Source organism: Jatrophihabitans lederbergiae, assembly GCF_031845305.1.
Lineage (GTDB): Bacteria > Actinomycetota > Actinomycetes > Mycobacteriales > Jatrophihabitantaceae > Jatrophihabitans_A > Jatrophihabitans_A lederbergiae.
The window spans coordinates 32,999-58,832 of record NZ_JAVREH010000004.1 but is presented as its reverse complement, the minus strand read 5'-3'; the positions used below and the strand labels follow the sequence as shown (position 1 = coordinate 58,832).

Here is a 25,834-nt window from a genome sequence, read left to right as displayed (position 1 = left end):
CGTCGCCAAGGCTATGCTTCCGCGCCGCCCACCGTCTCGGCATAGACCCACCCGGCCGCTCGTCGGGCGAAGACGTGGCTTACCAGCTTTACTGGTGCAATCCGGGCGAAGTATGTTTCCCGGAACCACTTCTAAGGAGCACCGATGCTGTTGCCCGTCCGTTTTCTGCCGCCACTGGCGGCGCTCGCCTCGATCGGCCTGGCCGCTCCGTTCACGAGCCCGTCGGCTCCGGCCACCGTCGCCGCGCTCAGCCCGGCGGCGGTGAATTCCGGCAGCGCCGGCGCGGTGTTCAACAGCATGACCGAGGCGCAGCGGGTCGGGCAGCTGTTCATGATCGGTACCCCCGCCGGCAGTGTCAGCAGCCAGGCGGTGACCGACATCCAGACCTACCACGCCGGCAATGTGATCCTCACCGGCCGCAGCTCGGCCGGGGTTGCGGCCACCGCGTCGGTGAGCGCCTCGCTGCAGGGCAAGGTCACTCTGGCCGCGACGGCCGGCGTGCCGCTGTTCGTCTCGACCGACCAGGAGGGTGGCCAGGTGCAGGTGCTGTCGGGTACCGGCTTCTCCAGCATCCCCACCGCGCTCGTCCAGGGTGGCTACGCGACGACCACCCTGCGCGCGGACGCCAAGACCTGGGGCGCCCAGCTCGCGGCGGCCGGGGTGAACGTCGACCTGGCCCCAGTGCTGGACACGGTTCCGAGCGCGGCCTTCGCGCCGAAGAACCCGCCGATCGGGTACTACGACCGCGAGTTCGGCTATGACCCGACCACGGTGGGCACCAAGGGCACCGCGTTCGCCCAGGGCCTGGCCGACGCCGGGGTCGACGCCTCGATCAAGCACTTTCCGGGCCTGGGACGGGTGACCGCCAACACCGACACCAGCTCCGGCGTCACCGATTCGCAGACCACCCGCACCGACTCCTACCTCACCCCGTACGCGACGGCCGTCAACGCCGGCGCACCGTTCCTGATGATGTCCAGCGCGTACTACAGCGCCATCGACGCCGCCAACCCGGCGGTGTTCTCTTCGACCGTGGTCACCGGCATGGTGCGCGGTGACCTCGGCTTTCCCGGCGTCATCATCAGCGACGACCTCGGCAATGCCACCCAGGTGCAGAGCTGGACGCCCGGCGACCGGGCGGTCAAGTTCCTGCAGGCCGGCGGCGACATGGTGCTGACCGTGGACCCGTCCGTGCTGCCGGCGATGTACAACGCCGTGCTGGCAAAAGCCAATTCTGACTCCGCCTTCAGATCCAAGGTGGACGCCTCTGCCATGCGGGTCCTGACGTCGAAGCAGAAGCGTGGCCTGCTGCTGCAGGGCATGGACGTCTCCAGCGTCCAGGGCACCGTCGACTGGACCGGCGCGTTCAATCACGGCGCCCGGTTCGCCTACGTCAAGGCCACCGAGGGCAGCACGTACGTCAACCCGTCGTTCGGCTCGCAGTACAACGGCGCCTACAACATCGGCATGACGCGGGGCGCATACCACTTCGCACACCCGGACGCCTCCACCGGCGCCGCCCAGGCCGACTACTTTCTCAGCCACGGTGGTGGTTGGTCCGGTGACGGCCGGACGATGCCACCGACCCTGGACCTGCAGCCCAACCCCGGTGGCGCGACCTGTTACGGGCTGACCCCGGCGGCCATGGTCAGCTGGATCTCGTCGTTCTCGGCCCAGGTGTACGCCAAGACCACCAAGTACCCGATGTTGCTGACCAGTTACGACTGGTGGAACACCTGCACCGGCAACTCCAGTGCCTTCGCCGCGACGAATCCGTTCTGGCTGTCCAGCTACGGCACCGCCACGCCGAGCTCCATCCCGGCCGGCACCGGCACCTGGACGTTGTGGCAGAGCGCGACGTCGGGCACCTTCCCCGGCGGTCAGGACAACTTCAACGGCAACTACTCGCAGTTGGCGGCGCTGGCCACCAACCACGACTGAGGCTGGTCCGCACGGCCGGGCTCCCTCGCCGGAACGGATAACGGGGGAGTTCGCCGCGCCAGGTCATTCCCTGGGTCTCGGGACAGCGTCTCGGTGCCAGCTCAGGCCGCCTCGAGCACGACCGCGAGGCCCTGCCCGACGCCGATGCAGATTGCGGCCAGCCCGTACCGGGGCCGGTCGGCCGCGGGCAGGGCGTGCAGCGCGTGCGCCAGGTGGCCGAGGATGCGCGCCCCGGAGCTGCCCAGTGGGTGGCCGATGGCGATGGCGCCGCCGTGCACGTTGACGATCGCCGGGTCCAGCTCCGGCCACTCGGCGAGGCAGGCCAGCGACTGCGCGGCGAACGCCTCGTTGAGCTCCACCAGGGCCAGGTCGCCCCAGCCGATGCCGGCACGCCGCAACGCCTGCTCGGCAGCCCGCACCGGGCCGATGCCGAAGAACTGCGGCTCGACGGCGGCCACGCCCCGGGAGACGATGCGCGCCAGCGGCGTCCGGCCGGAGCGGCGGATGCCCTCCTCGTTCCCCAGGAGCAGGCCGGTGGCGCCGTCGTTCAGCGGCGAGGCGTTGCCCGCGGTGACGGTGCCGTCCGCGCGGAAGGCCGGCTTGAGCATGGCCAGCTTCTCGACGGTCGAGTCCGGGCGGATGCTCTCGTCACGCACCAGGTCCACCCCCTCGATGGCGACGACCTCGGCGTCGTACGCCCCGGCCTGCCACGCCGCGGCGGCCTTCTGGTGGCTCGCGGCCGCGAACTCGTCCTGCGCCGCACGTCCGATGCCGTACTTCGCGGCCAGCAACTCGGTCCCCTCGCCGAGGGAGCTCGTCCACTCGGCGGGCATCAGCGGGTTCACCATCCGCCAGCCGAGGGTGGTGGAGTGCAACGTCTCGGCACCGGCGGGGTAACCCTTGGCCGGCTTGAGGAGCACCCACGGTGCCCGGCTCATCGACTCCACGCCACCGGCGATCGTCAGGTTGGCATCGCCCACCGCCACCGCGCGGTTGGCGGCGATCGAGGCCTCCATGCCTGAGCCGCACAGCCGGTTCAGCGTCACGCCCGGCACCGAGGTGGGCAGGCCGGCCAGCAGCGAGGCCATCCTGGCGACGTCGCGGTTGTCCTCGCCGGCGCCGTTGGCGTCACCGAAGAACACATCGTCGATCTCGGCAGGATCCAGCCCGGGGGACCGTTCGACGAGCGCGCGGATGGTGTGCGCGGCCAGGTCGTCGGGCCGCACGCCGGCCAGGGCGCCGCCGTACTTGCCGACCGGCGTGCGCACCGCGTCCAGGAGAAAGGTCTCGGTCATCGTCAACACCATTCGGGTTCGTAGGGCAAGCCCGGGCAGTTCTCGGCCGGCGAGGTGGCCATCGCTGTCCGGCTTAGAATTCCCGGGCCTTGCGCATCCGGCGTGGGCGCCCGTCCGGGTCGTACACGGTGCGGTACAGCGGGGTCGCCCAGGCCAGCGTCGACCGGGACAGGTCCGGGGTCGGATAGGGCCGCAGCCGGCCCGGCGGCCGCGCTCCGGATCGCCCGGAGTCATGCCAGTGCTGCAGTGCCTGGGCAGTCGCGACGAAGGCGTCGAAGGCGGCCTTGGGATCGCACAGGTCATCCACCGCGTCCTCGGCGAGGTCGAGATGCTCGGCGGCCAGCCGCAGCCGGAGTTCCCGGGCGAATCGCCGGGCCCCGGCTCCCAGGCCGTCGATGACCCGGGGCTCGCGGGGATCGGCCACCTCGTCGAGCACCGCGCAGGCCAGCTCGGAGTCGTGCGTCCACGAGCGCCGGTTGATGTTGTCCGAACCGACCGAGGCCCAGACGTCGTCGACGATGCCGACCTTGGCGTGCACGTAGACCGGCACGCCCGCATGGTTCTCGACGCCGAAGACGGCCACCCGCGAACCGCCGGCCTCGGTGACCAGCTCGATCGCCTCTTGCCGGCCGACCAGGTTCGGCGGCTCGGAGAAGCGGCCGTCCTGGTCGGGGTGCATCGGCAGCACCACGATCAGCCGCAGGTCGGGCTTGCTGGCGAGCGCGTCGGCGAAGCCCCGGACGATGTCGGCGTTCCAGAAATACTGGTCCTCGATGTACACCAGGCTCTCGGCCTGGCTGATGACCTTCTCATAGCCCCGGGCCACACTGCGCTCGCCGTCCGGCGCGAACGGAAACGGCGGCCGCTTGTTGGGATAGGTCCGCAACAACTGCACGTGCAGCTCGCCACGCGGCTTCGGAGGCGGCAGCTGGCGCGGCAGCCGTCCCGCCGACACGTCCTCGCCACGCAGGCGGTCCACCAGGGTGTCCAGCGGATTGCGGTTGAGCGGCGTCGGGTCCTCCCAGCGCTCCCGGAATACCGTCTCGACATCGCGGACGGCCGGGCCGCGCACCGCCAGCTGAATGTCGTGCCAGGGTGGCCGGGGTCCGTACACGGCAGCCATCGGCTGGCGCTGCGGATCGCCGTCGTGGGCATGATCGTCGTGCCGGCTGTGGCAGAGGTCGATGCCGCCGACGAAGGCGACGTCCAGTTCCGGCCGGCCGGGGTGCCGGAGCACCACGAACTTCTGGTGATGCGAGCCGCCGGGGCGCACGCGCATGTCGCGCAGGCACTCCCCGCCGGCCGCGTTGATCTCCTCGCCGAGGTGCCGGTTCTCCTGCTCGCTGAACGAGAACCGGTCCAGGTGCGAGCGCCAGACCAGGCCCTTCACGATCACGCCCCGGGTCGCGGCCTCGCACAGCACCCGCTCGACCTCGGTGTCCTCACCGCCCATCAACTGGTCGGGGTCACCACGCCAGTCGGTGAACATCAGCAGGTCCCCGGCGCGTAACTCGCGGATGCAGCGGAGCAGCTCCGGAAGGTACCGGGCGCCGTGCACCAGCGCCGTCACGTCGTTGCCCGAACTCCACGCCTGGCCGACCGGACGGTCCCGGTCCAGCCTGGTCCAGTCGTTGCCCCGCTCGTCCGCGCTCAGGAACCACTGCTCGATGCCCATGGCCGCCATTTAACCCGCAGCTCAACCGCCAGTGGCCTGGCGGGCCGGTAAAGATCCACGGGCGCCCCGTTACCGCGGCGAGGGCACCGGGTCATCGCCGCCGGTTGCGCCCGGGCGGCAGCGGAGCAGTCGGCGCGCGGACAGCCAGAGCCCCCGCCGCAGCCCGTGGTCCCGCAACGCCTGGGCCGCGTAGTGGGAGCACGTCGGGCTGAAGCGGCAGCATGCCCGGCGCTTCGGGCTGATGTCGCGCTGGTACACCGCGATCGCGGCCAGCACGAACCGCAGCAGCCATGCCCGTACCCCACGGCCGGCGGCCGGCTCGGAGCCCGTTGCCGCGGCCGTGACCGAGCGTCGGATCAGGGACGGCCCCACCAGCGCCAGTTGCGGCCCGCAGCCCATCAGGTCGGCCAGGCAGCAGCCACTCTCGACGAGGCACATGTCGCGCATGCACGAACTGCCGCCGCCTCCGTAGCCGCGCCGGTAGCCGGGCGGTGGCCCGTACCCCATCGGGCCGCCGTAGCCGGGGCCGTACGCCCCGAAGCCGCGCCGGCGTGGACGCCAACCTCCGATGAACACCATCGTTAGAACCTACCGATCGGCTGCTGGTGGCGCGACAACAGCCTGCTGGTGGGGCGAGGACCGGCGCGTCCGTGCCTCGTCCGGGAGCGTGTCGATTTCGGCCGTCGCCGTTCGACGTACAGGTGCGGGGTAGTTTGCGCCGGAGTCGTCCCGCCACTGAGTTCCGGCAGACCAGAGAGTTCCGGCAGACCAGAGAAGTTCGCCGGACCTGACAAGAAGGAGAACCACATCATGCGAGTTCTGATGTACACCCTCGGCGACGAGTCGACCCCGATGGCGCCGCCGACGCCGGAGATGATGACCCAGATGGACCAACTGGTCTCCGACGCCACGAAGGCCGGCGCAATGCTGGCCACCGGCGGCCTCGCGCCGACCGCACAGGGCACCAAGGTCAGCTACTCCCAGGGCGAGTTCAGTGTGGTGGACGGTCCGTTCACCGAGACCAAGGAGCTTGTCGGCGGCTGGGCGCTGATGGAGGTCCGGGACAAGGAAGAGGCCATCGAGTGGGCCAAGCGCTTCCTCGCCGTCGCCGGGGACGGGGAGTCCACCATCCGGCAGGTCTTCGGACCGGACGACCTGCCGCCGGGTTTCGATCCTACCGCCCTCTAGCTGCCGCTGGACCGTACGGCGGCGCCGCTTTCCGGCGGCGCTGCCGTACGCGTGATCTGATCGACGCGTGACCTCGCAACCCGCCCATGCCGCCGTCGAGTCGGTGGTGCGGATGGAGTCCGCCCGCCTCATCGCCGGACTGGCCCGGATGACCGGTGATGTCGGCCTGGCCGAGGAGCTGGCGCAGGATGCGGTGGTGGCCGCGCTGGAGCAGTGGCCGACGGCCGGGGTGCCGCGCAATGCGGGGGCCTGGCTGATGACCGTCGCCAAGCGCCGGGCGGTGGACCTGTTCCGGCGCACGGAGCTGCTGCGGTCGAAGTACGCGGTGATCGGACGGGAACTCCAGGCTGCGGGTGAGGGCGTCGAGGTGGACTTCGACGGCGCGTTCTCCCAGGACATCGACGACGACCTGCTGCGGCTGGTGTTCATCACCTGCCACCCGGTGCTGAGCCCGCCGGCGCGGGTGGCGTTGACGCTGCGGATGTTGGGTGGCCTCAGCACGGCCGAGATCGCCCGGGCGTACCTGGTACCCGAGCCCACCATCGCCCAGCGCATCGTCCGGGCCAAGAAGACCCTGGCGCAGGCCGACGTCGGCTTCGCCGCACCCGGTCCCGATGAGCGGGCGGACCGGTTGTCAGCCGTGCTCGAGGTCCTTTACCTGATCTTCAACGAGGGCTACTCCGCCACAGCGGGGTCGGACTGGATGCGTCCCGAGCTGTGCGCCGACGCGGTACGGCTCGCCCGGATGCTGGCTGCGCTGATGCCGGTGGAGGCGGAGGTGCACGGCCTGCTGGCGTTGCTGGAGCTGCAGAGTTCCCGCGCTGCGGCCAGGGTAAGGCCGTCGGGGGAGCCGATCCTGCTGCTGGAGCAGAACCGCGCCCGATGGGACCGGTTGCTGATCAACCGGGGCCTCGCCGCGCTGGCCCGGTCCGTCGAGCTGGGCGGCGCGGAGGGGTTCTATTCGCTGCAGGCAGCGATCGCGGCCTGCCACGCCCGCGCCGTGCGTGCCGAGGACACCGACTGGGCCCGGATCGCCCGGCTGTACGAGGTGCTCGCGCGAGTGCGGCCCTCGCCGGTCATCGAGCTCAACCGCGCCGTGGCGGTGTCGATGGCCGCGGGGCCGCAGGCCGGCCTGGAGCTGGTGGATGCCCTCGCTGCCGACCCGGCGCTGCGCCGATATCACCTGCTACCTGCCGTCCAGGGGGATCTGCTGACCAAGCTCGGCCGCTTTTCCGAAGCGCAGGCGGCATTCCGGCGGGCCGCCGAGCTCACCGCCAACGCCCGCGAGCGGGAACTGTCGCTGGCGCGCGCCGAGCAGGCCCTCGCTGAGCAGGCTGTCGCCGAGCAGGCTGTCGCCACGCAGATCCTCGGCAGGCAGGCTCAGGCTGGACCGGGCGCCGGTTAGACGCCCGCTCGGGTGTCTCAGTCGCCGGCGACGTCGTCGGCGGAGGCTTTGGCGGCCTCGACGTCGGTGGTCGTGCCGTCCGCCTCACGCTCGAACACGTCGCTGTACTTGAGGTCACTGGACGTCTGGCCCGCGACCTGCTTCACCATCTCTTCGTCGGTGAGGCCTTCGCCGGCGGCCTTGGTGTTCTTCTCGTCGGTCATCTCGGCTGCTTTCACTAGAGGGGCGCCGCCCGGACGGACGGCCTGTCCCGAGACTAGCCAGCGGGTCGCTCCGGCGGGTGCGGGGAGTCCTGCGGCAGCCTGAGTCCTACCGTGCTTGGTCGGCTTCTCGGGCTTGGCCGCGGAGCAGCGGTACGAGCAGCCCGAGCGCGATGAGCTGGGCGGTCGCCACGAAGCCGGCGGCGGCCGCCGTCCCGTGCTCGTAGAGGTAACCGATCGCCGCCGCGCCGACCAGCCAGGCAATGCCATACAGGGCAGTGAAGGTTCCGTACCCGGCGCCTCGCCGATGCGCCGGCACGAAGTCGGCTACCGCCGCGCGCATGGTCGAGTCGTGCACCCCCATTCCCGCGCCCCACACCACCGCTCCGGCCACGAACGCGACCGGAGCGTCGGAGAACGACAGGAACGGCACCAGCGCGGCCAGCGGAGGCAGCACCACCAGCCCTCGTAACCCCACCCGGTCATAGATCCGGCCGAACCCCACGGCGGCGATCGAGGCCGCGGCCATCGCCAGCGCGTACAGCACCGGAACCACCGGCGAGGGCACCAGGTGCCGGCTGGTCAGGTGGAAGGCCAGCACCGCCCAGGTCGAAAACCCCAGCATGGTGGCGGTCGAGAAGGCCGCGTACTGCCAGAAGGCCCGGGGCAGCCCAGCTTCCAGTCGTAGCCGCTTGTTCTCCGAGACCCGTGCCGCCGGCTCCCAGTCCGCCGGGTCGGGTGCCGCGGACCGGAGCCGGGTGAGCATCAGCAGCGCGAGCGCGCCCGGCACCGCCAGCAGCGCGAAGGACAGCCGGTAATGCCCGCCCAGGGCCAGAGTGGCAGCGATCAGCAGCGGTCCGGCCATGGCCCCGAGCTGGTCCAGTGCCTCGTGCAGCCCGAAGGCGTAGCCGCGCCCCAGCTCGGCGGAGGCGTGAGCGAGCATGGAGTCCCGGGCGGGCGTACGCACCGCCTTGCCGACGCGCTCGCCGTTGTAGAGCAACCCCGCCGCGGCGAGGCTGCCGGTCAGGGCGAGCAGCGGCACGCAGATGGCGGTCAGGGCATAGCCGGCGATCGCCTGCGGCCAGGGCCGTCCGGTGCGGTCGGTGAGCCGGCCGGTGAACAGCCGCAGCACCAGAGCGGCCGCCTCGCCTGCCCCGGTGATCAGGCCGACCGTCGCGGCGCTCGCCCCCAAAGAGCCGAGGTACGGCCCGATAACCGACCGGGCGCCCTCGTACACCACGTCGGCGAGTGCTGACACGATCCCGAATCCGACGATGAAGCGGACCGGGCTGATCTTGTTCAGTGTGGCGGGCACAGCGATAGCGTCCTCCAGCCGGCGCGCCTAGCCTGAAGCGGGTGACGCCACGGTGGATGAGCGCGGCGGCCTCCGGCGTGCTGTTCTGCTCCGTCGCGGCGCTGGCGGTGCTGGTACGGACGCGCTGGTCACCTCTGCGGGATCTCGATGTCGGCACGGTCCGCCGGCTGAACGAGCACATCGCGCACCGGCCGGCCGAGATCTGGCTGTGGAAGGCCGTCAGCGTGGTCGGCGGCCCGACCGAGCTGCGGATCGCGGCGGCCGTGGTAACGCTCGTGTTCTGGCGCCGGCAGTGCCGACGGAAAGCTGTCCTGGTGGGCGTGACCATGGCCGGGGCGGCGGTGCTGTCCGGTGGAGTCAAGCTCCTCGTACATCGCGCGCGGCCGTCCGTCGGCGTGCCGGTCGCCAGCGCCAATGGTTACGCCTTTCCGAGCGGGCACGCGCTGACCTCGATCGTGGCGGCCGGACTGGTGCTGCTGCTGGCCTGGCCGGCTCTCGGCCGGCGCTCGCGCGCGCTGGTGGTCGCGACCCTGACCGTCGCCGTCGCCGCGGTGGGGTTCAGCCGGCTCACTCTTGGAGTGCACTACCTGAGCGACGTGCTCGGCGGGTGGCTGCTCGGGGGAGCGTGGCTGCTTGCCGTCCGGGCCGCTCTTCGGGTATTCCCACCTACTGCTGGCGGATCCCGGCGGGCGGGTCCGGCAGGGCCGGGCGCGGAGTCATGCCGGGTCTGAGTGCCGCTCCTCGCCGGCCACCAGCCGGGCGTGCAGCTCAGTGGTCAGCTGGTGGATCTGCCGGGTCAGGTCGGTGTTGGTGTGCAGCTCCTGCTCGCTCTCGACGAAGTCGTGATCGGCCTTGGCCTGCTGAAACGTGGCCTGCCGGTTCTGCCCGATCATCACGAACGTCGACAGGAAAATCGCCTCCAGCGACACGATCAGGGTGAGCGTCGGCCAGGGGCTCTTCTCGAACACCAGCATCCAGACCGCGAAGACCACCGCGTGCAGGTAGACGAAAGGCATCGAGCCCGCGAAGGCGGTGATGGCGTCAGCCACCCGCAGTTGGGCGTTGGCCGACCTGCGTTGGGCAGCGGCAGCCAGCGCGGGATGGCGGCCTTGGGAAGTTCGGCGGCGCTTTGGTGGTACCAGCTCACTCGGGTTCATGTCAGGTTCTCGTCTCGTCGGCATGTGTTTGGCGCCGCAGCGTCTCACGACCTACCACCGGACCCGTCGAGCGCGGCCTCGGTACTGTCGAAGGACGGCCTGTCCGCTTCCCCGATCCTGACGCCGCGACCCCGAAAGCCCCCCCCGAAACAGGAGCGTGAAGATGCCCCCACCCGTCGTGGTCATCACCGGTGCGTCCAGCGGGGTCGGCGTGTCCACCGCCCTCGCGTTCGCCGAGCGCGGTTATGCCGTGGTGCTCACGTCCCGCAGCGAGAAGCGGCTGCGGACGGTGGCGTCCCAGTGTCGCGCCGCGGGAGCTGCCAGCGCGCTGCCGGTGGTCACCGACGTCCGGGACGAGGCGGCGGTTCAGGCGCTGTTCATCCAGGCGACGTCGGTACACGGATCGGTGGACGTGGTCGTGCACACCGCGACCGTGATGGCGTACGGCAAGCTCGAGAAGTTGCCGCCGGAGCTGTTCAGCGGTGCCGTGAACACCGCCATCCTGGGGACCTTCCACGTGGCCCGGTCGGCGCTGGCGGAGTTCCGGCACCAGCGCCGCGGAACGCTGGTGGTCGTCAACTCACTGCTCGGCCAGGTCGCCGTTCCCGAGATGGGGGCCTACGTCACAGGCAAGTGGGGGCAGGCGGGTCTTATCAGGGTGCTGCAGCAGGAGACCCGCGACGAGCCCGCGATCAAGGTCTGCTCGGTCGTTCCCGGAGGCGTGAACACCCCGATCTATTCGCTGGCGGCCAACGTCACCGGACGCTCACCGAGACCGCCGATTCCGGTGGACCCGCCCGAGCGGATCGCCGCCGCCGTCCTGCGCTGTGTCGACAAGCCCAGGCCCCGGGTTTCCGTCGGGATCGCCAACCCGGTGATCATTCTCGGGTTCCGGCTGTTTCCCAGGCTGTACGACGCGCTCGTCTCGCCGCTGCTGCACTTCGGCGGCCTCACCAGCAAGCCGACCGAACCGAGCCCCGGCAATGTCGTCGAGCCGACACCCGAGGGCGAGGCCGAGCACGGTCCCTGGAGCCGCCGGCTGATCCCCTGAGCTGGCTGGGCTACGAGCTGGGCTGGGTAGCGGTCTTCTTCGCGCGGCGGTGCCGGAGAAACAGGAACGCCCCGATGGCCACCAGCAGCCCGAGGCCGATGTAGTTCGCGTAGTGCTCGATCTGCTTGTACTGGCTGCCGGCCAAATAGCCGAGGATGACGAACGCGGTAGCCCACACCGCACCGCCCAGGACGTTCCACGCCAGGAAGCGGCCGTAGCGGATGTGGCTCATGCCGGCCATGCCGGGCACCAGCGCCCGCAGCGCGGCGGTGAACCGGCCGATGAAGACCGCCTTGCCACCGAATTGCCGGATGGACTCCTCGGACCGCTTGATGTGCTCCGGCTTGAGAATGCGGTTCGGGATCTTGGACAGGATGGTCTCGCCGTAGCGCTTGCCGACCCAGTAGCCGATCGAGTCACCGATGACCGCGCCCAGGATGCCGGCGACGAGCACGGCGGCCAGCGGGAGCTTGTGCTGGTTGGCCAGCACGCCGCCCAGGATGACGCCGATCTCGCCCGGCAGGATCACGCCCACGAAGGCCGATGCCTCCAAGGCCGGTAGCAGGAACACGAGCGCCAGTGCGATCCATGGCGGTAATCGGAGGATGCCCTCCAGCAGATGACCCATCCCACCAAGCTACCTATGCCAACCAACCCCGGCGTTCACCTGTCCACCCAGCCTTCCTGCCGACTCAGCCTTCCTGCCGACTCAGCCGAGCGCCGCGGCCAATCCGGGCAGCGAGGTCGCGGAATGGTCCGGTGGCCGGAAGTGCGTCGGGTACCGTCTGCCGCCGCGGTTCAGCCATCCGGTTCGCAGGCCGGCCCGCGCGGCCCCATCGATATCCCACGGGTGGACCGCGATCAGCAGCACAGCTGAGCGTGGCAGCCCCAACGCCTGCGCGCCGTAGGCGTAGGCCGCCGGATGCGGCTTCCAGGCCGGGGCGTCGGACACCGACAACACCTGCTCGAAGTCTTCGCGAAGACCCGCGCGGCTGAGCAGGTCCTCGGCCACGCTGAGGGCTCCATTGCTGAGGGTGTTCAGGCGCAGGCCGCGCAGCCGCAGTTCGCGCACACCCGCCGGCACATCGGAATGCACCGGCAGCTCCGAGAAACCCTGCATGACGGTGGCGACCGCGCGGTCCGAGGCTGCGTCGGTGTCGGCGTGGGTATCGAGTTCCCCGAGCATCGTGCGCAGGACGCCGGCCGCAACCTCGGAAAACGCCGGATTGACCCCGGTCACAGTCAGCGCGAAGCCGTCCCGGAGCACGCTGGCGAACCACAGCCGCGACCACTCTTCGGGAGCGCCGATCTTGGTGAACCGTTGCGCCATGGACGACAGGTCGGACAAAGTCTCGTTGACGTCGAACAGCACCGCCTCGATGTTGTCCGGATGCGACTGTGCGGTCACGTTTGTCCTCACTGTTGGGCGGGTCGGCTCTCGGGTCGGTCGGCTGTTGCGGTCGGTCAGCTGTTGGCTCGAAGTTGCGACGTCAGCCAGGGAGTCAGCCACCCGACAGCGTCCGGGGTCAGGTGTACACCGTCGCTGCGGACGGTGATTCCGTCGACGTCCCAGGTGAAGTGGCCGTCGGGGCAGAGCTGACGACCGAAGTCGATCAGGTCCGTGCCGTGCCGGCGTCGCACTGCCTGGGTGAGCAGGTTGTTCCAGGCGGTGACTCGCTCGGGATGATCCTCGGGGTACAGGCTGCCGTCCGGTTGCTCACCACGGCGGTTGTACGGCTCGGTCGCCGCGACCACCCGGGCGCCCGTGGAGCCGAGCACGGCGAGCGCGCTGTCGAGTTGGCCGGACAGGTAGTCGTCGAACCCTGACTCGCCGATGTGGGTCCACTGTCCGTCGTGCATCCGGTCCATCGTCTCCCAGCGTCCGACCAGCAGCAGCGCCTCGTCCGGACGGTCCGTGGCCAACTGCTGTGCCCAGGTGCTCTGCCAGTTTTCGCACTGCGGGTGCTGATCGGCGACCGCGCCGAAGTACCGGTACGGGCCGCCCTCGACGATGCCGCAGCCGACGACGGTGCGGTCGATGAACCGGATGCCGGGCGTCGGTGGCAGGTAGCGCATCAACGTCCACGCGATGGAATCGCCGAATACGTCTATGGTCAGCGGCCGGTTGGCCGGCTTGGGTGCGGTTGCCACCGAACTGCGCTTCGCGCCGGACGGGTGTTGCTGACTGGACGCCGACTTCTGCTTCGCGACGGACGAGCCGGGCGCCTACCGGTGGTCGGCTGGACGTTGAGCGACCCGACAATCCCCGCCACCGGGTCCCCAGCCACCGCGCGGCGGCTCTGTCCATCGGGTTCGGCACGGTGGCTACCACCAGAACGGCAGCTCCGACAACCGCGGCGCCGAGGGCGAGGGTGCGAGTCCGCCGGGGGGCCGTGGCCGCGGGCGTGGATACCGGCGTGGTCGCGGGCCGGGCGGAACTCCACCTGCTGACCGGGCGCTCCACCAGGAACCAAGAGACGGTCGCCAGCGCGAGCGTGACCGCCACCCGCGCCGTCAGCAACGGCAGTCCGGTCAGTCCGGTCCGCTCGCCGTCCACCGCGAGGAACGTGGGCCAGTGCCACAGGTAGACGCCGTACGAGATCCGGCCCAGTCCCCGCAAGGGGGGCATGGCCAGCAGCCGGGCCAGCGGTGACCGCTGCGCCAGCGTCACTCCGACGACCAGGGCCACCGAGGCGAGCGCGGCCGCGGCGAGCAGTGCGTGCCGGAAGTCGGCCGGCGCTCCGGAAGCAGCGTGCGCCAGTACGACCAGCGCGGCAAGACCGGCCATAGCAGCCGCAGCCGCAGCGAGCTGCCCGCGTTTCCGTGTGCCGGCAGGCCGGCTGGGACCGTCGCTGAGTGGCCAGCGGCGCGCGAACACCGCCGCCGCGGCGGCACCGGCCAGCAGCGCCTGCGCACGGGTGTCGCTGCCGAAGTAAACCCGGCCCGGAGCGGCGTTGCCGCTCAGCCACACCGCCTCTGCCGCCGAGGCGATCGCGCCCACGGTGGCAAGCGCGCCCACCGTGGCAAGCGGCGCCAGCCGCCGCACGCTCGCGCGGGAGCGATGGGCCAGCAGCACGGTGACCGCGGTCACCACCAGCGGCCACACCAGGTAGTACTGCTCCTCGACGCCGAGGGACCAGGTGTGCTGCAGCGGGGACGCGGCACCTCCCTGGGCGAAGTAGTCCGTCTTCGCCGCGGCGAAGCGCCAGTTCGCGACCCAGCCGAGTGCCGAGAGGGCGTCGTAGCGCAGGCCGCCGACCGAGTCCGGCGCGAAGAGGCGCCGCCCCAGTGCCACCGCGGCGACCAGGACCGTCAGCGCAGGCAGCAACCGGCGAGCGCGCCGCGCCCAGAACGCCCCCAGGTCCACCCGGCCCGTACGCCGATGCTCGTCCAACAACAGCGAGGTGATGAGGAAGCCGCTCAGTACGAAGAAGACGTCCACGCCGACGAACCCGCCGGACAGGCCTGGCACTCCAGCGTGGTCGGCCAGGACGGCAAGCACCGCGAGGGCGCGCACGCCGTCGAGCGCGGGAATCCCGCGGCCACCAGTCCCCGCTGGACGATCGGTTCCGGACAGTGCGGCCGGGCGTCGCATCACGGGCGGCTCCCACAGTGTCTCGTCGCGGGGCGACCCGTCACCCACGCGAGCGGTGTCGCTGCTTTCCAGCAGAGGCCACGGTACCGGCAGCGGCCAAGTTGCCACTGCACTGTTGCGCGCAAAGCTGCCGCGCGCGCCGTATAGTCGCTACTCGAACCCTGCTGGCGCGCCCTAGTACGCCCCACGGTTCAACCACATCCAGGCGTGAAACCCGCTGCGCCGATGATGGCCGCGTCCCTCGATGGTGGACGCCGCTGCGATTTTGAGGCTGAGGAAGAGTGCTGAACGTGATTGACGTGCATGAGCTGGCCGGCGAGCTGGGCGTGTCCACAGACGTGATCCGCCAGACCGCCCTGGAGCTGACCGGAACGGCGGCCACCGGGCGCGAGCTGCCTCGCGAGCTCGCCGACCGGGTGCGCAGCCGGCTCAGGTCGCCCGGGCAAGGCTATTCCGGGGCGGGTGGCAGCCCGATGTTCTCGGCGGGAACGGCCCGCTCGACGGCCGCTCCGCTGGGCAACCGGGTGGTCGCGCCGGCGTTCGCGGTCGGAACCGGCGCGCCACGTGGTCCCCAGCAGGCACCGGTCCAGGAGCCGCCTGCCCGAGGCGCTTCCGGTGATGAGCAGCCGGATTCGCTGGCTGACCAGCTGGCGGCTCAGACCGCCGTTGCCGTGGAGGCCGAGCAGTGGCGCGCGGCCGGTCTCGGAGCGCATGACACGCACCTGATCGCGCAGTGCCAGCGGCACGGCATCACCCCGGACGACCTGCGCCGCCGAGTGGACGGCCGCACGATCGCGAGCAGGCTGAAGAACGGCGAGTCGTTCTCGTCCGTTCGCTCGCGCATCAACTGAGACCCCTCTCGTCAACCGGACCATCCGAGCGGGACAGCCCAGATCGGTGGGTTCGCTCGGCGTGCCGGACTTGCGGTCGGAGGACGGCAGCTCGGACCGCGTACGCAGGCAGGCAGGGAGGCGGCGCGGTGACCAACGAGGAGCAGCGCTATCGCGACGAGATACCGGCCGCTCGGATCAACCTGGAGAACCCGCGGCGGGGTGAGGTCGTCGGTGGGTAGGCAACGCATGCCACCCAACACGAACCGCCGCACCTATTACTAAGGATCAGGTGGCGCTGGCGGCTGCCCGCCGGGTGAATTCCAGCGCTCGGGCGGTCGGTTTCGGTAAGCACGGCCTTGAGGGCTCGTCCAGGTTGTAATACCGGTTTCCGGGTCGCGGTGGGCTTTCCAGCCATGGTGCGTCTTGGCGTTGTGATGCCTGCGGTGCAGTGGTTGCAAGTTCGCGGCGTCGGTGGGGCCGCCGGGGTAAGGGTGAATGTGGTCGAGGTCTGACGAGCTCGCTTGGTGGCTGCAGTGCGGAAAGGCGCATTCGCCGTCGCGGGTCATCACGTGTTCGACCAGTCGTGGTGGCGGTCGGTAGCGGGTGGTGCCGTAGTCCAGAATCTGGCCGGTGGCCGGGTCCGTGACCAGTCTGCGCCAGGTGCCGGTCGGATCGTGGGCGATCCGGCGGGCGTGCCCGGCTGTGATCGGACCGTGGCCGTCGAGCCAACCGGGCTGTTCGTCGTCCTCGACGAGAACCGACAGCGGCACGACCACGCTCACCGCTGGGCGCCGCCCGGGCGTGGCGACGTGCGTAGTCTGCGGCTCGTCGCGGGCGTCGGTCAGGATTGCGGCGATCAATGTGTCGGCACGAAGCTGGTCCATGGTTCGGTGCTCTGCCGCAACGGTCTTGGTGGTGTGGGCAGTCGTGTCCAAGCGGGCGTAGACCGCGCGGGCGTCCTCGGCTGGCAACAGTGACATCAGCCAGGCCATGCCGTGCTCGGCAGGCGCGATCCGGACGTGCCGCTCGGCGCGGGCACGGTGGTGGCGCTGCTCAGCGGTGCCGGGATCGAGGGCGATCACCGCGCGACGGACGGCCTGCTTGGTCTGGGCGAGGGATTGCTCAGGCGCTCGGGCCAGCACCCGCTCCACATAGGCAGGTAGGGCAGCGTCGGGCAACTGGAAGGAGGCCTCGGCGATCGCGGTGGCCTGCGCAGGCGCGATCTGGCCGTCGGTGAGCGCATCGAGGACGGCGGGGAGCCGCTCGCACAACTGCTCGGCATTCTTCAACCGGGTTCGGGCCGCGCCGCCGGGCAGCCGCAACGCCGCGCCGACCTCCTCCACACACCAGCGCTCCAGGGACATGTCGCCGGACGAGATCAAGCCCAGGAGCCGGTGACGCAGCGCCTCCAGCCACGAGGCCTGGCGCTCGATCGCCAGCAGAGCATCGACCCGCTCCACGTCCCCGAGCGCCGTCAGGTCAGCTGAGCCGAGCCGGGCCAGCTCGACCAGTCCCGGCTCCACCGATCCGAACCCGGCCTCGAGGAAACCACCTAACTCGGCTGCGGCTGCCCCGGGCGCCGCGAACGACAGCCCGGACCCGAGAGTGACCCCTGAGACGAAGTCACGCTCCGGCGGTGGCTCCTCCGGCACGGAGTCGAAGTCGAACGGTGGAACGTCGGCAGGCAGCCAAGAATCCGACTCGTCGCCGCCCTCGAACTCCCCGAACTCCCCGAACTCCATGAACGGAACCTAAACCCACCCACCGACACTTTCCGGTGAACGGCCAACGGCGGCGGCCCGGGTGAACGGCGGCGGCCCGGGTGAACGGCACCGCGCCGTGGCAGCAGAGTAAATCAGGCAGTGGCCGACAAGGTGGGGTAGTCGACATAGCCCTCAGCGTCGCCGCCGTAGAAAGTCGCCGAGTTCGGCTCGTTCAGAGCCGCACCGGCCTTCCAGCGCTCGACCAGGTCCGGATTGGCCAGCACCGGTCGTCCGACGGCGACGAGGTCTGCGAGGTCCTCGTCCAGAATCGCCTGAGCTGATTCGAGAGTCGTGACCGAGCCGAAGCCGTCGTTGCCGATCACCGGCCCGCCGAAGCGGGCGCGTAGGTCACGGGTCAGTTCAGCGCGGGGATCGGCAAGGTAGGACAGGTACGCGATCCGCAGACCGGCGATCCCGTCGACCAGCGCCCGATACGTCGCGGCGACGTCGGCGGCGTCCTCCTCGACAACGCCCTGGATGTTGTGCGAGGGCGAGATCCGGATGCCGACCCGCTCAACGCCGATGACCTCGGACACCGCGGTGACGACCTCGATCGCCAGCCGCGCACGGTTCTCCGGGGTGCCGCCATAGGCGTCGGTGCGCTGGTTGGACGACGGCGCGAGGAACTGGTGCACCAGGTAACCGTTGGCGGCGTGAATCTCCACACCGTCCAGACCGGCGTCCACCGCACTGCGCGCGGCATACACGAAGTCGGCGATGATGCCGGGAATCTCGTCCGTCTCCAGCGCCCGGGGCGTCGGGTAGTCCTGCAGGCCGGTGGGGGTGACAATCTGACCCGGCGCGGCGATGGCGCTCGGCGCACGATCTCCCGAACCGGCTTGTTGTCGGGGTGGGCGATGCGGCCTACGTGCATGAATTGCACGAAGATGTGGCCGTCCCGGTCATGGACGGCATCGGCGACCGTGCGCCAGCCCTCGATCTGCTCCTCGTTGTGCAGGCCGGGCGTGTCCAGGTAACCCTGGCCGACGGCGCTCGGCTGAGTGCCCTCGGTGATGATCAGCCCGACGCTGGCGCGCTGCCCGTAGTACTGCGCGGCGATGTCGCGCGGCACCTGTCCGGCGCCTGCGCGGTTGCGGGTCAGCGGAGCCATCACGATCCGGTTGGGAAGGGTCATCTTGCCGACCTCGATCGGCTCGAACAGTCCAGTCATTCAGTGCACCTCATGTGTTAGAGCGTTCAACCTTCTCGTCAGGGTCAAGGTGCTTTCGGGCGCGCTGCTTCCCCGATGTGACTCTCGCCGCAACCCGCTCAGGACAGCTGGGACGCGAGGAAGCTCAGTTGCCCGGGCGCAGGCCGAGGTCGTTCCCGAACGCCGAGCTGTCTGTCACCCTGCTCCGATCGCGATGTTCCCGACACGAACGGCACAGTCGGTTCTAAGCTGGGCTACGCCGCCGAAAAGTCGGACGAGCCTTTAAAAACATCGAGAACATCGAGAACATCGAGAAGAGGCATCGGCATGACCGAGTCCCGCTCCGAGAGCTGCCCCGAAGAACTGGTCACCGGCATGGGCACGGGCAGTGACGCCGGCGCGCCGGGGGACCAGCTGCCGGCGCCACCGCTGACCGAGGACGACAAGGCCGTGCTGTTCGAGCTCGAGACCACCGATGGCGCCGACGTGGTGCGGCCCGTCGAGGATTCACCCGAGTCGGAATGGGCGGCGGAGGACGATGGGCCGCTGCCGGTCACCCCGCCGGTGGGCGGCGACGACGATCCGGACACCCCCCGCTTCAGCGCCGGCCCGAACCGCTAGCGAGCGTGCGGCCGCCAACCGGTCGCGGCGGCCCGATCGCGTACCGAGAGTTGCAGATCCAGGATGTTCTTGGCGGCCATGCGCGGCCATGCGCGGGATCGCGGTGCTGCCGATGTGGTCGGCGTGGACCACCCTCGCACCCAGGGATCGGGTGAGGTCTGCCAGCAGCGCTGACGCCCGGTCCGGCCAGTCCGAGCTGTACGGAACGATGACGGGCCGGCTCACGAGGCCAAGCTACCCGGGCCCGGAACTCAGTCATCGGGATCGGTGCCGAACCGGGCCAGCGCGTCCACGGACGGAACCACGTAGTACGCGCCGGTGAGCGCGGTCACGTAGCGGGTCAGGGCGTCCCGGATGCCGTCGGTGATCCCGACCATCCGGCGCAGCATCTCGTCCAGGCGCCACTGGTCCTGGCTGAATCCGACGAACACGGTGCCGTGGTCGGTGATCCCACCATAGGCGACGTTGCGCCGGAAGATGTCGAGCTCCGTGCCGTCCAGTTCCAGCGTGGTGCGGCTGACGTGCGAGTCGGCGGGCATGTCCTCCTCCGACAGCTCGATGCTGTCCGGCTTGGTCCGCCCCATGGCCTTTTCCTGGGCGGCCATGGGCTGGTTCTCCCAGCGGGTGGTGTCGTGACGCCACAGTTGATGCAGCACCATGCTGCTGCCCGCGCCCGGGGTATCCGCCGGAGTGGCGACCACCTCGGGCGCCTCGAGCAGCGACGGGTTCTCGGTGCCGTCGATGAAGCCGGTCAGGTCACGGTCGTGGCGGTACAGCCAGCCGGTGGTCTCACAGCCGAGCGCGGCCACCTGGCGCAGCCGGTCGATGGCCAGCCGTCCGCTGTCGAAGATGGCTGTCCGGTCACCGCCGGAGACCCACAGCCACAGGTCGTGCTGGGTGGCAGGCATCGTGAAGCCGTCCGGTCCGACGAGGTCCTCCTGCCAGTCGTGCGCGCCGCGGGGCAGCTCAGCCGGGTCGGCGACGGCCTGCCACAGCGAGGGCCGGATGCCGACGACCACGTTCACTCCGGCAGTGGTGGACAGCTTGCCGACCACATCGGCCGCGGCGGCGATCAGCACGACGGCCTGACCCTGCGTTGTCACGTCGAACTCGAGGTAGCAGTGGTCGGTGGTTCCCAGGGCGAAGATGCCCGGCTGCGTGTTCACACAACCACTCAACCAGCCAGCAGGCTGAGTTGAAAGCTGTACCTGCTGGCTGCGTAGATGTGGTTGCCGTACTCGATGACCGCACCCGAGTCGTCGTACGTGGTGCGCTGCATGGTGAGCACCGCGGCGCCCCGGGTCTCGCCGAGCAGCCGGGCCTCGGCCGCGGACGCGACCCGGGCGCCGATCACCTGGGTCGCCGAGTGCAGGCGGATGCCCGAACTCCGGATCACCTCGTACAGGCCTTGCCGTTCCAGGTTCGTGGCCGTCAGGTCGATGAGGCCGAGCGGCAGGTGGTTGGTCATCTTCGCGATCGGCTGGTCCATCGCCGACCGGAGCCGGACGATCTCGACGACCTGGGCTCCCGCAGGCAGCCCGAGTGCCAGTGCCACCTTCGCCGTCGCGGGTACCTCGCTGAGCGAGAGCAGTTTGGTGCCCGGCCGCTGGCCGTCGCGGCTGAGGTCGTCGTGCAGGCTGGTCAGCTCCAGCGACCGGCGGACGGTGGGGGAGACGACCCTGGTTCCGATGCCGCGCCGGCGCACCAGCAGCCCCTTGTCGACCAGGTGCTGCATGGCCCGGCGCATCGTCGGCCGTGACAGCCCCAGCCGGTCCGCGAGCTGGATCTCGTTCTCGAACCGACTGCCCGGGCTGAGGGCGCCGGACTCGATGGCCCGCTCCAGATACTGGGCGACCTGGTAGTACAACGGGACGGGGCTGGCCCGGTCCAGGACGATGCCGTCCAGCGGTGACACCAGCTCTCCCGAGGTTGTCATGCTGGCGAGTATGTCAGGACTAACGGACATAGTCACGAGTAACTTTGTCCTGACAATCTCTTGACAGGGTGTGTGTCGGCGATGTTTCCTGATCGGACAACGCAGCGGTCGGAACAATGCCACTCGCGACCGCGGACGTAGTGCTGCGGGCGGACCCTTTTCCCAGTGGAGGTCAGTACATGGCAGCATCGACGGCGATCATCGAGCACTGGGTCGGCGGCAAGCGCACGTCCGAGCCGGACTGCCGAACCTCGCCGGTGTTCGATCCCGCGACCGGTGCCGAGCGCGGGCGGGTGAGCCTGGCCTCCGCTGCCGAGGTGGCCGCGGCGGTACGCACGGCGGATCTGGCCTTCGAGACGTGGTCCCAGGCATCGCTCAGCACACGCTCGAAGACCCTGTTCGCCTTTCGCGAACTGGTGAACAGCCATCTCGACGAGCTCGCCGAGCTGATCACCGACGAGCACGGCAAGGTGCTCAGTGACGCCCGCGGTGAGGTGCAGCGCGGCTTGGAGGTCGTGGAGTTCGCCTGCGGTATCCCGCAGCTGCTCAAGGGCGACTACTCCGACCAGGTGTCCACCGGCATCGACAGCTTCTCATTCCGGGAGCCGCTGGGCGTGGTCGCCGGCATCACCCCGTTCAACTTTCCGGTGATGGTTCCGATGTGGATGCACCCGGTCGCCATCGCGTGCGGAAACACCTTCGTGCTCAAGCCCAGCGAGCGCGACCCCTCGGCTTCCATGCTGGTCGCCGAGCTGTGGCAGCGCGCGGGCCTGCCCGACGGCGTCTTCAACGTGGTGCACGGCGACAAGGAGGCGGTGGACGCGCTGCTGGAATCCCCTGATGTCGCGGCGGTGTCCTTCGTCGGATCGACGCCGGTCGCCCGCTACATCCACGAGCGTGCCACGGCCACCGGCAAGCGGGTGCAGGCTCTCGGCGGTGCCAAGAACCACGCCATCGTGCTGCCCGACGCCGACCTCGACTTCGCCTCGGACCACCTGGTCGCGGCCGCCTTCGGCTCGGCGGGCGAGCGCTGCATGGCCATCTCGGCGACCATAGCGGTCGGCGCGGCCGGGGATGCCCTGGTGCGGGCAGTCACGGACAAGGCCCAGGCCGTCAAGGTCGGGCCCGGACGCGACGCCGCCAGCGAGATGGGGCCGGTCATCACCCAGGCGTCCATGGACCGGATCGAGTCGCTCATCGGCAGCGGTGCCGAGCAGGGCGCCCGGCTGGCGGTGGACGGCCGCGGCCTGCGGGTCGAAGGCCACCCGGACGGCTTCTTCGTCGGCCCGACGGTGCTGGACGAGGTCACCGTCGACATGGACGTCTACCGTGAAGAGATCTTCGGCCCGGTGCTGTCGGTGCTGCGGGTGGACACCGTCGAGGACGCCATCGCCATGGTGAACGCCAACCCGTACGGCAACGGCACGGCGATCTTCACGTCCAGCGGCGACGCGGCCCGCCGGTTCCAGCGAGGTGTCAAGGTCGGCATGATAGGCATCAACGTGCCCATCCCGGTGCCGATGGCTTACTACTCCTTCGGTGGCTGGAAGGATTCGCTGTTCGGCGACAAGCACGTGCACGGTCCCGAGGGAATCTCCTTCTACACTCGCGCCAAAGTCGTCACCTCCCGCTGGCCGGAGCGTTCCGGCGGATCCGATGCCAGCTATCACTTTCCGACCGCCAAGTAGGCGGACACTGCGACGAGGGGAACTCCATGACCGCAGCAAGAGCGAGGTGGCTGCTCGCCGCCGTGCTCGTCCCAGTGCTCGCGACGTCGGCCTGCAGCGACAGCAACGCCGTGAACCGGGTGTCAAGCAAGGCCGGCGGCGGCAGCGGTGGCTACGGCTACAAGATCGCGGTGGTCACCCACGGCGGTGCCGGTGACGCCTTCTGGAGCATCGTCAAGGCCGGTGCGGTCCAGGGCGGCAAGGACATGGGAGATTCCGTCAGCTACCAGAGCGAAGGCGATCCCACCGCCCAGGCCAGGCTGATCGACAACGCGGTGAACCAGAAGCCGGACGGCCTGGTCGTCTCCATGGCCAACCCGCAGGCGCTGAAGGCCGCGGTCCAGCGGGCGGTGGCGGCCGGCATTCCGGTCATCACCATCAACGCCGGCGGTGCGGAGTCCAAGTCCTACGGTGCGCTGGAGCACATCGGCTCCGACGAGCAGGTGGCCGGCGAGGCGGTCGGCGGCAAGCTCAAGGCCGAGGGCGTCAAGAACGTGGTGTGCGTGATCCAGGAGGCGGGCAATGTCTCGCTGGAGACCCGCTGCGCCGGGGTGAAGGCGGCCCTCGGCGGAACGGTCACCAACCTGCAGGTCGACAACAACAACCTGCCCGCGGCCCAGGCCACTCTGGAGGCCAAGCTGCAACAGGACAAGTCCATCCAGGGCATCGTGACCCTGGGAGCGCAGGTCGCATCGACGGCCGAGGCCGCTATCAGTGGCACGCACTCCTCGGCGAAGCTGGCGACCTTCGACCTCAACGCCGATGTCGCGAAGGCCGTGGTGGACGGCAAGATCGATTTCGCGGTCGACCAGCAGCCCTACCTGCAGGGTTACCTGGCTGTGCAGATGCTCACGCTGTACAAGTCGAACCTGAACGTCCTCGGCGGCGGGCTGCCGGTACTGACCGGACCGAACCTGGTCACCAAGGACAACGCGGCCGCCGTTCTCAAGCTCACGGCGGCAGGGACCCGATGACCACCGCCGTCCTCGCCCCGGACGAGCGGGTCGCCAGGGTCGGTTTGCTCCGCCAGCTGCTGGTGAAACCGGAGTTCGGCTCGCTCATCGGCGCCATCGTCGTCTTCGTGTTCTTCGCGCTGCAGTCCGACGTCTTCCGCTCGACCAACGGCATCGCGAACTGGCTGGACACGGCCTCGACCGTGGGGCTGATGGCGGTTCCGGTGGCGCTGCTGATGATCGGCGGTCACTTCGACCTGTCCGCCGGCGTGCAGACCGGTACCTCGGGGCTCGCCACCGGCATCATGACCACCTACTGGGGCCTGAACGTCTACGCGTCGTTGTTCGTATCGCTGCTGCTGATGCTCGGGATCGGTTTCGTCAACGGCTATCTGGTGACCCGGACGGGCCTGCCCAGTTTCATCATCACCCTCGGCACGTTCCTGGGGCTGCAGGGGATCAACCTCGGTGTGACCAAGCAGGTGACCAACACCGTGCAGGTATCGAACCTCGATCTGGTCCCGGGATACCGCGGCCTCAAGGACGTGCTGGGCAGCACGGTGACCATCCACGGCAGCAACTTCCAGATCGCGATCCTGTGGTGGCTGTTGCTGACCGCATTCGGGTCCTACCTGCTCCTCAAGACGCGCTTCGGCAACTGGATCTTCGCCACCGGCGGCGACACCAATGCCAGCAAGAACGTCGGCGTGCCGACCGGGCGGACCACGATCGCGCTGTTCATGCTGACCTCGGCGTTCGCGTGGTTCGTGGGCAACACCCAGATCGTCCGGTTCGGCACCATCCAGGCTCAGGTCGGCATCGGGCAGGAGCTGATCTTCATCGTGGCGGCGGTGATCGGAGGCTGTCTGCTGACCGGCGGGTACGGGTCCGTCATCGGCGCCGCCGTCGGCGCGCTGATCTTCGGCATGACGCAGCAGGGGATCGTCTACGCAGGGCAGCAGGGGATCGTCTACGCAGGGTGGAACTCCGACTGGTTCAAGCTGTTCGTAGGCGCGATGCTGCTGCTGGCCGTGCTGTCCAATCAAGTCGTCCGGCGCTACGCCGAGCAGAGCAGAAGGTGACGCGCGATGAGTGAGATCCACTTCGAGGACCACGACTCCGGACTCCAACCGGCGAGCACACAGCCCGGCACAGCTGCTCCGTTGCTGGAGATCCGCAATGTCACCAAGACGTTCGGCAACGTGATCTCGCTGTCCGACATCTCGACCACGGTCGGCGCGGGGCAGGTGACCTGCGTGCTCGGTGACAACGGTGCCGGCAAGTCGACGTTCATCAAGATGCTGGCAGGCGTCCACCAACCCGACAGCGGCGAGCTGCTGATGGACGGCAAGCCGGTCAGCCTCGGCTCGCCGCGGGATGCTCTCGACGCGGGTATCGCCACGGTGTACCAGGACCTGGCGATGGTTCCGTTGATGGCGATCTGGCGCAACTTCTTCCTCGGCTCCGAGCCGACCCGTGGCTGGGGCCCGTTCAAGCGCTTCGACGCCGAGAAGGCGAAAGCCACCACCCGCAAAGAGCTTTCCGACATGGGCATCGACATTCGCGATCCGGACCAGCCGGTGGGAACCCTGTCCGGCGGCGAGCGGCAGTCGGTGGCGATCGCGCGCGCCGTCTACTTCGGCGCCCGGCTGCTGATCCTGGACGAGCCGACGTCGGCGCTCGGGGTGAAGCAGGCGGGTGTGGTGTTGAAGTACATCGTGCAGGCACGCGACCGTGGCCTGGGCGTCATCTTCATCACCCACAACCCCCATCACGCCTATCCGGTCGGCGACCGTTTCCTGTTACTGAAACGGGGTAAAAGCCTGGGCGACTTCGCCAAATCCGAGATCAGCCTCACCGAGCTCACCGGGCTGATGGCCGGTGGCGCCGAGCTGCAGCAGCTGGCCCATGAGCTACAGCGCCCAGACGGCTCTGAGGGCTCTGACGGAGACCGGATGTCCGGCGTCGGTTCAGCCATGCTGGCCGACAGCCGGCCGGCCGTCCCCGGGGCGCCCGAGTGAAGGGGTCG

The 25,834-nt window shown here is 69.7% G+C and carries 23 protein-coding genes and 2 pseudogenes; 11 read left to right on the top strand and 14 right to left on the bottom strand.

Going from position 1 to position 25,834, the window contains the following annotated elements; translation table 11 throughout:
* Window positions 1–144 precede the first annotated feature (144 nt).
* Window positions 145–1,941 carry a glycoside hydrolase family 3 N-terminal domain-containing protein gene (locus RM423_RS04380; protein ID WP_311421780.1) on the top strand — a complete coding sequence of 599 codons (1,797 nt, stop codon included), beginning with the start codon at window positions 145–147 and terminating at the stop codon, window positions 1,939–1,941.
* Between the two features lie 101 nt (window positions 1,942–2,042).
* Here RM423_RS04380 and RM423_RS04375 read toward each other — a convergent pair whose 3' ends face one another.
* The 3 genes from RM423_RS04375 to yidD form a co-directional block, all read right to left on the bottom strand.
* Entirely contained in the window at window positions 2,043–3,236 is a 1,194-nt protein-coding gene (locus tag RM423_RS04375; RefSeq protein WP_311421779.1) for a thiolase family protein, read from the bottom strand.
* Between the two features lie 73 nt (window positions 3,237–3,309).
* Window positions 3,310–4,911, bottom strand: coding sequence for a phospholipase D family protein (locus RM423_RS04370; RefSeq protein WP_311421778.1), 1,602 nt, complete (start codon window positions 4,909–4,911; stop codon window positions 3,310–3,312).
* A 69-nt stretch (window positions 4,912–4,980) separates the two neighbouring features.
* Window positions 4,981–5,490 (bottom strand): membrane protein insertion efficiency factor YidD, encoded by a 510-nt coding sequence (yidD, locus tag RM423_RS04365; protein WP_311421777.1) that lies wholly within the window; start codon window positions 5,488–5,490, stop codon window positions 4,981–4,983.
* A gap of 231 nt (window positions 5,491–5,721) precedes the next feature.
* Here yidD and RM423_RS04360 point away from each other — a divergent pair, with 231 nt between their 5' ends.
* Both RM423_RS04360 and RM423_RS04355 read left to right on the top strand, forming a co-directional pair.
* Window positions 5,722–6,099 carry a YciI family protein gene (locus RM423_RS04360; RefSeq protein WP_311421776.1) on the top strand — a complete coding sequence of 126 codons (378 nt, stop codon included), beginning with the start codon at window positions 5,722–5,724 and terminating at the stop codon, window positions 6,097–6,099.
* Between the two features lie 67 nt (window positions 6,100–6,166).
* Complete coding sequence (locus tag RM423_RS04355; protein ID WP_311421775.1) at window positions 6,167–7,504, top strand: RNA polymerase sigma factor; 1,338 nt, start codon at window positions 6,167–6,169, stop codon at window positions 7,502–7,504.
* Window positions 7,505–7,521: 17 nt separating this feature from the next.
* Here RM423_RS04355 and RM423_RS04350 read toward each other — a convergent pair whose 3' ends face one another.
* Both RM423_RS04350 and RM423_RS04345 read right to left on the bottom strand, forming a co-directional pair.
* The gene (locus RM423_RS04350) at window positions 7,522–7,707 is read right to left on the bottom strand and encodes a hypothetical protein (protein WP_311421774.1); all 186 of its coding nucleotides are present in this window, start codon (window positions 7,705–7,707) and stop codon (window positions 7,522–7,524) included.
* Window positions 7,708–7,813: 106 nt separating this feature from the next.
* Window positions 7,814–9,019 carry an MFS transporter gene (locus RM423_RS04345; RefSeq protein WP_311421773.1) on the bottom strand — a complete coding sequence of 402 codons (1,206 nt, stop codon included), beginning with the start codon at window positions 9,017–9,019 and terminating at the stop codon, window positions 7,814–7,816.
* A gap of 41 nt (window positions 9,020–9,060) precedes the next feature.
* On the opposite strand from RM423_RS04345, the gene RM423_RS04340 reads away from it, so the two are divergent.
* Complete coding sequence (locus RM423_RS04340; protein ID WP_311421772.1) at window positions 9,061–9,750, top strand: phosphatase PAP2 family protein; 690 nt, start codon at window positions 9,061–9,063, stop codon at window positions 9,748–9,750.
* Here RM423_RS04340 and RM423_RS04335 read toward each other — a convergent pair.
* Window positions 9,736–10,176 (bottom strand): DUF1003 domain-containing protein, encoded by a 441-nt coding sequence (locus RM423_RS04335; RefSeq protein WP_311421771.1) that lies wholly within the window; start codon window positions 10,174–10,176, stop codon window positions 9,736–9,738. The two genes, RM423_RS04340 and RM423_RS04335, sit on opposite strands and share 15 nt — an antisense overlap.
* Before the next feature lie 163 nt (window positions 10,177–10,339).
* On the opposite strand from RM423_RS04335, the gene RM423_RS04330 reads away from it, so the two are divergent.
* Window positions 10,340–11,227 (top strand): SDR family NAD(P)-dependent oxidoreductase, encoded by an 888-nt coding sequence (locus RM423_RS04330; protein ID WP_311421770.1) that lies wholly within the window; start codon window positions 10,340–10,342, stop codon window positions 11,225–11,227.
* A 10-nt stretch (window positions 11,228–11,237) separates the two neighbouring features.
* Here the strand turns inward: RM423_RS04330 and RM423_RS04325 are convergent, their stop codons facing one another.
* From RM423_RS04325 to RM423_RS25415, 3 genes and pseudogenes are all read right to left on the bottom strand, one after another.
* Complete coding sequence (locus RM423_RS04325; protein WP_311421769.1) at window positions 11,238–11,855, bottom strand: DedA family protein; 618 nt, start codon at window positions 11,853–11,855, stop codon at window positions 11,238–11,240.
* 81 nt (window positions 11,856–11,936) lie between these two features.
* Entirely contained in the window at window positions 11,937–12,635 is a 699-nt protein-coding gene (locus RM423_RS04320) for a haloacid dehalogenase type II (protein ID WP_311421768.1), read from the bottom strand.
* Between the two features lie 56 nt (window positions 12,636–12,691).
* Window positions 12,692–14,822 (bottom strand): annotated as a pseudogene (locus RM423_RS25415) (acyltransferase family protein).
* Window positions 14,823–15,103: 281 nt separating this feature from the next.
* Here RM423_RS25415 and RM423_RS04305 point away from each other — a divergent pair.
* A complete protein-coding gene (locus RM423_RS04305; protein WP_311421766.1) occupies window positions 15,104–15,673 on the top strand; it encodes a hypothetical protein in 570 nt (189 codons plus the stop codon).
* Window positions 15,674–15,933: 260 nt separating this feature from the next.
* Here the strand turns inward: RM423_RS04305 and RM423_RS04300 are convergent, their stop codons facing one another.
* Together RM423_RS04300 and RM423_RS25410 are read right to left on the bottom strand one after the other, a co-directional pair.
* Window positions 15,934–17,397: an HNH endonuclease signature motif containing protein gene (locus tag RM423_RS04300; RefSeq protein ID WP_311421765.1), complete on the bottom strand. Its 1,464-nt coding sequence runs from the start codon at window positions 17,395–17,397 to the stop codon at window positions 15,934–15,936.
* A gap of 113 nt (window positions 17,398–17,510) precedes the next feature.
* Window positions 17,511–18,589 (bottom strand): annotated as a pseudogene (locus RM423_RS25410) (alkene reductase).
* A gap of 306 nt (window positions 18,590–18,895) precedes the next feature.
* On the opposite strand from RM423_RS25410, the gene RM423_RS04285 reads away from it, so the two are divergent.
* Window positions 18,896–19,189, top strand: coding sequence for a hypothetical protein (locus tag RM423_RS04285; protein ID WP_311421763.1), 294 nt, complete (start codon window positions 18,896–18,898; stop codon window positions 19,187–19,189).
* Here the strand turns inward: RM423_RS04285 and RM423_RS25405 are convergent.
* The 3 genes from RM423_RS25405 to RM423_RS04275 are packed head-to-tail and all read right to left on the bottom strand — an operon-like array spanning window position 19,076 to window position 21,125.
* Entirely contained in the window at window positions 19,076–19,414 is a 339-nt protein-coding gene (locus RM423_RS25405) for a GrpB family protein (protein ID WP_396327590.1), read from the bottom strand. The genes RM423_RS04285 and RM423_RS25405 overlap by 114 nt on opposite strands.
* Before the next feature lie 26 nt (window positions 19,415–19,440).
* Window positions 19,441–20,355, bottom strand: a complete 915-nt coding sequence (locus RM423_RS04280) for a Dyp-type peroxidase (protein ID WP_311421762.1) — start codon at window positions 20,353–20,355, stop codon at window positions 19,441–19,443.
* An 8-nt stretch (window positions 20,356–20,363) separates the two neighbouring features.
* The gene (locus tag RM423_RS04275) at window positions 20,364–21,125 is read right to left on the bottom strand and encodes a GntR family transcriptional regulator (RefSeq protein WP_311421761.1); all 762 of its coding nucleotides are present in this window, start codon (window positions 21,123–21,125) and stop codon (window positions 20,364–20,366) included.
* 179 nt (window positions 21,126–21,304) lie between these two features.
* On the opposite strand from RM423_RS04275, the gene RM423_RS04270 reads away from it, so the two are divergent.
* The 4 genes from RM423_RS04270 to RM423_RS04255 are packed head-to-tail and all read left to right on the top strand — an operon-like array spanning window position 21,305 to window position 25,826.
* Window positions 21,305–22,813, top strand: coding sequence for a CoA-acylating methylmalonate-semialdehyde dehydrogenase (locus tag RM423_RS04270; RefSeq protein WP_311421760.1), 1,509 nt, complete (start codon window positions 21,305–21,307; stop codon window positions 22,811–22,813).
* Window positions 22,814–22,839: 26 nt separating this feature from the next.
* On the top strand, window positions 22,840–23,826 hold the full coding sequence (locus RM423_RS04265) for a substrate-binding domain-containing protein (protein WP_311421759.1): 987 nt from the start codon (window positions 22,840–22,842) through the stop codon (window positions 23,824–23,826).
* On the top strand, window positions 23,823–24,887 hold the full coding sequence (locus RM423_RS04260) for an ABC transporter permease (RefSeq protein ID WP_311421758.1): 1,065 nt from the start codon (window positions 23,823–23,825) through the stop codon (window positions 24,885–24,887). The genes RM423_RS04265 and RM423_RS04260 overlap by 4 nt, the downstream gene beginning before the upstream one ends.
* Before the next feature lie 6 nt (window positions 24,888–24,893).
* Window positions 24,894–25,826, top strand: a complete 933-nt coding sequence (locus tag RM423_RS04255) for an ATP-binding cassette domain-containing protein (protein WP_311421757.1) — start codon at window positions 24,894–24,896, stop codon at window positions 25,824–25,826.
* Window positions 25,827–25,834 lie beyond the last annotated feature (8 nt).

Excerpts from the sequence above, each read along its gene's own strand:
- RM423_RS04330 (WP_311421770.1), top strand. The coding sequence starts at position 10,340 with ATGCCCCCACCCGTCGTGGTCATCACCGGTGCGTCCAGCGGGGTCGGC.
- RM423_RS04335 (WP_311421771.1), bottom strand. The coding sequence starts at position 10,176 with ATGAACCCGAGTGAGCTGGTACCACCAAAGCGCCGCCGAACTTCCCAA.
- RM423_RS04370 (WP_311421778.1), bottom strand. The coding sequence starts at position 4,911 with ATGGGCATCGAGCAGTGGTTCCTGAGCGCGGACGAGCGGGGCAACGAC.
- RM423_RS04325 (WP_311421769.1), bottom strand. The coding sequence starts at position 11,855 with ATGGGTCATCTGCTGGAGGGCATCCTCCGATTACCGCCATGGATCGCA.
- RM423_RS04380 (WP_311421780.1), top strand. The coding sequence starts at position 145 with ATGCTGTTGCCCGTCCGTTTTCTGCCGCCACTGGCGGCGCTCGCCTCG.
- RM423_RS04375 (WP_311421779.1), bottom strand. The coding sequence starts at position 3,236 with ATGACCGAGACCTTTCTCCTGGACGCGGTGCGCACGCCGGTCGGCAAG.
- RM423_RS04350 (WP_311421774.1), bottom strand. The coding sequence starts at position 7,707 with ATGACCGACGAGAAGAACACCAAGGCCGCCGGCGAAGGCCTCACCGAC.
- RM423_RS04285 (WP_311421763.1), top strand. The coding sequence starts at position 18,896 with ATGACCGAGTCCCGCTCCGAGAGCTGCCCCGAAGAACTGGTCACCGGC.
- RM423_RS04270 (WP_311421760.1), top strand. The coding sequence starts at position 21,305 with ATGGCAGCATCGACGGCGATCATCGAGCACTGGGTCGGCGGCAAGCGC.
- RM423_RS04255 (WP_311421757.1), top strand. The coding sequence starts at position 24,894 with ATGAGTGAGATCCACTTCGAGGACCACGACTCCGGACTCCAACCGGCG.
- yidD (WP_311421777.1), bottom strand. The coding sequence starts at position 5,490 with ATGGTGTTCATCGGAGGTTGGCGTCCACGCCGGCGCGGCTTCGGGGCG.
- RM423_RS04260 (WP_311421758.1), top strand. The coding sequence starts at position 23,823 with ATGACCACCGCCGTCCTCGCCCCGGACGAGCGGGTCGCCAGGGTCGGT.
- RM423_RS04300 (WP_311421765.1), bottom strand. The coding sequence starts at position 17,397 with ATGGAGTTCGGGGAGTTCGGGGAGTTCGAGGGCGGCGACGAGTCGGAT.
- RM423_RS04360 (WP_311421776.1), top strand. The coding sequence starts at position 5,722 with ATGCGAGTTCTGATGTACACCCTCGGCGACGAGTCGACCCCGATGGCG.
- RM423_RS04275 (WP_311421761.1), bottom strand. The coding sequence starts at position 21,125 with ATGACAACCTCGGGAGAGCTGGTGTCACCGCTGGACGGCATCGTCCTG.
- RM423_RS04265 (WP_311421759.1), top strand. The coding sequence starts at position 22,840 with ATGACCGCAGCAAGAGCGAGGTGGCTGCTCGCCGCCGTGCTCGTCCCA.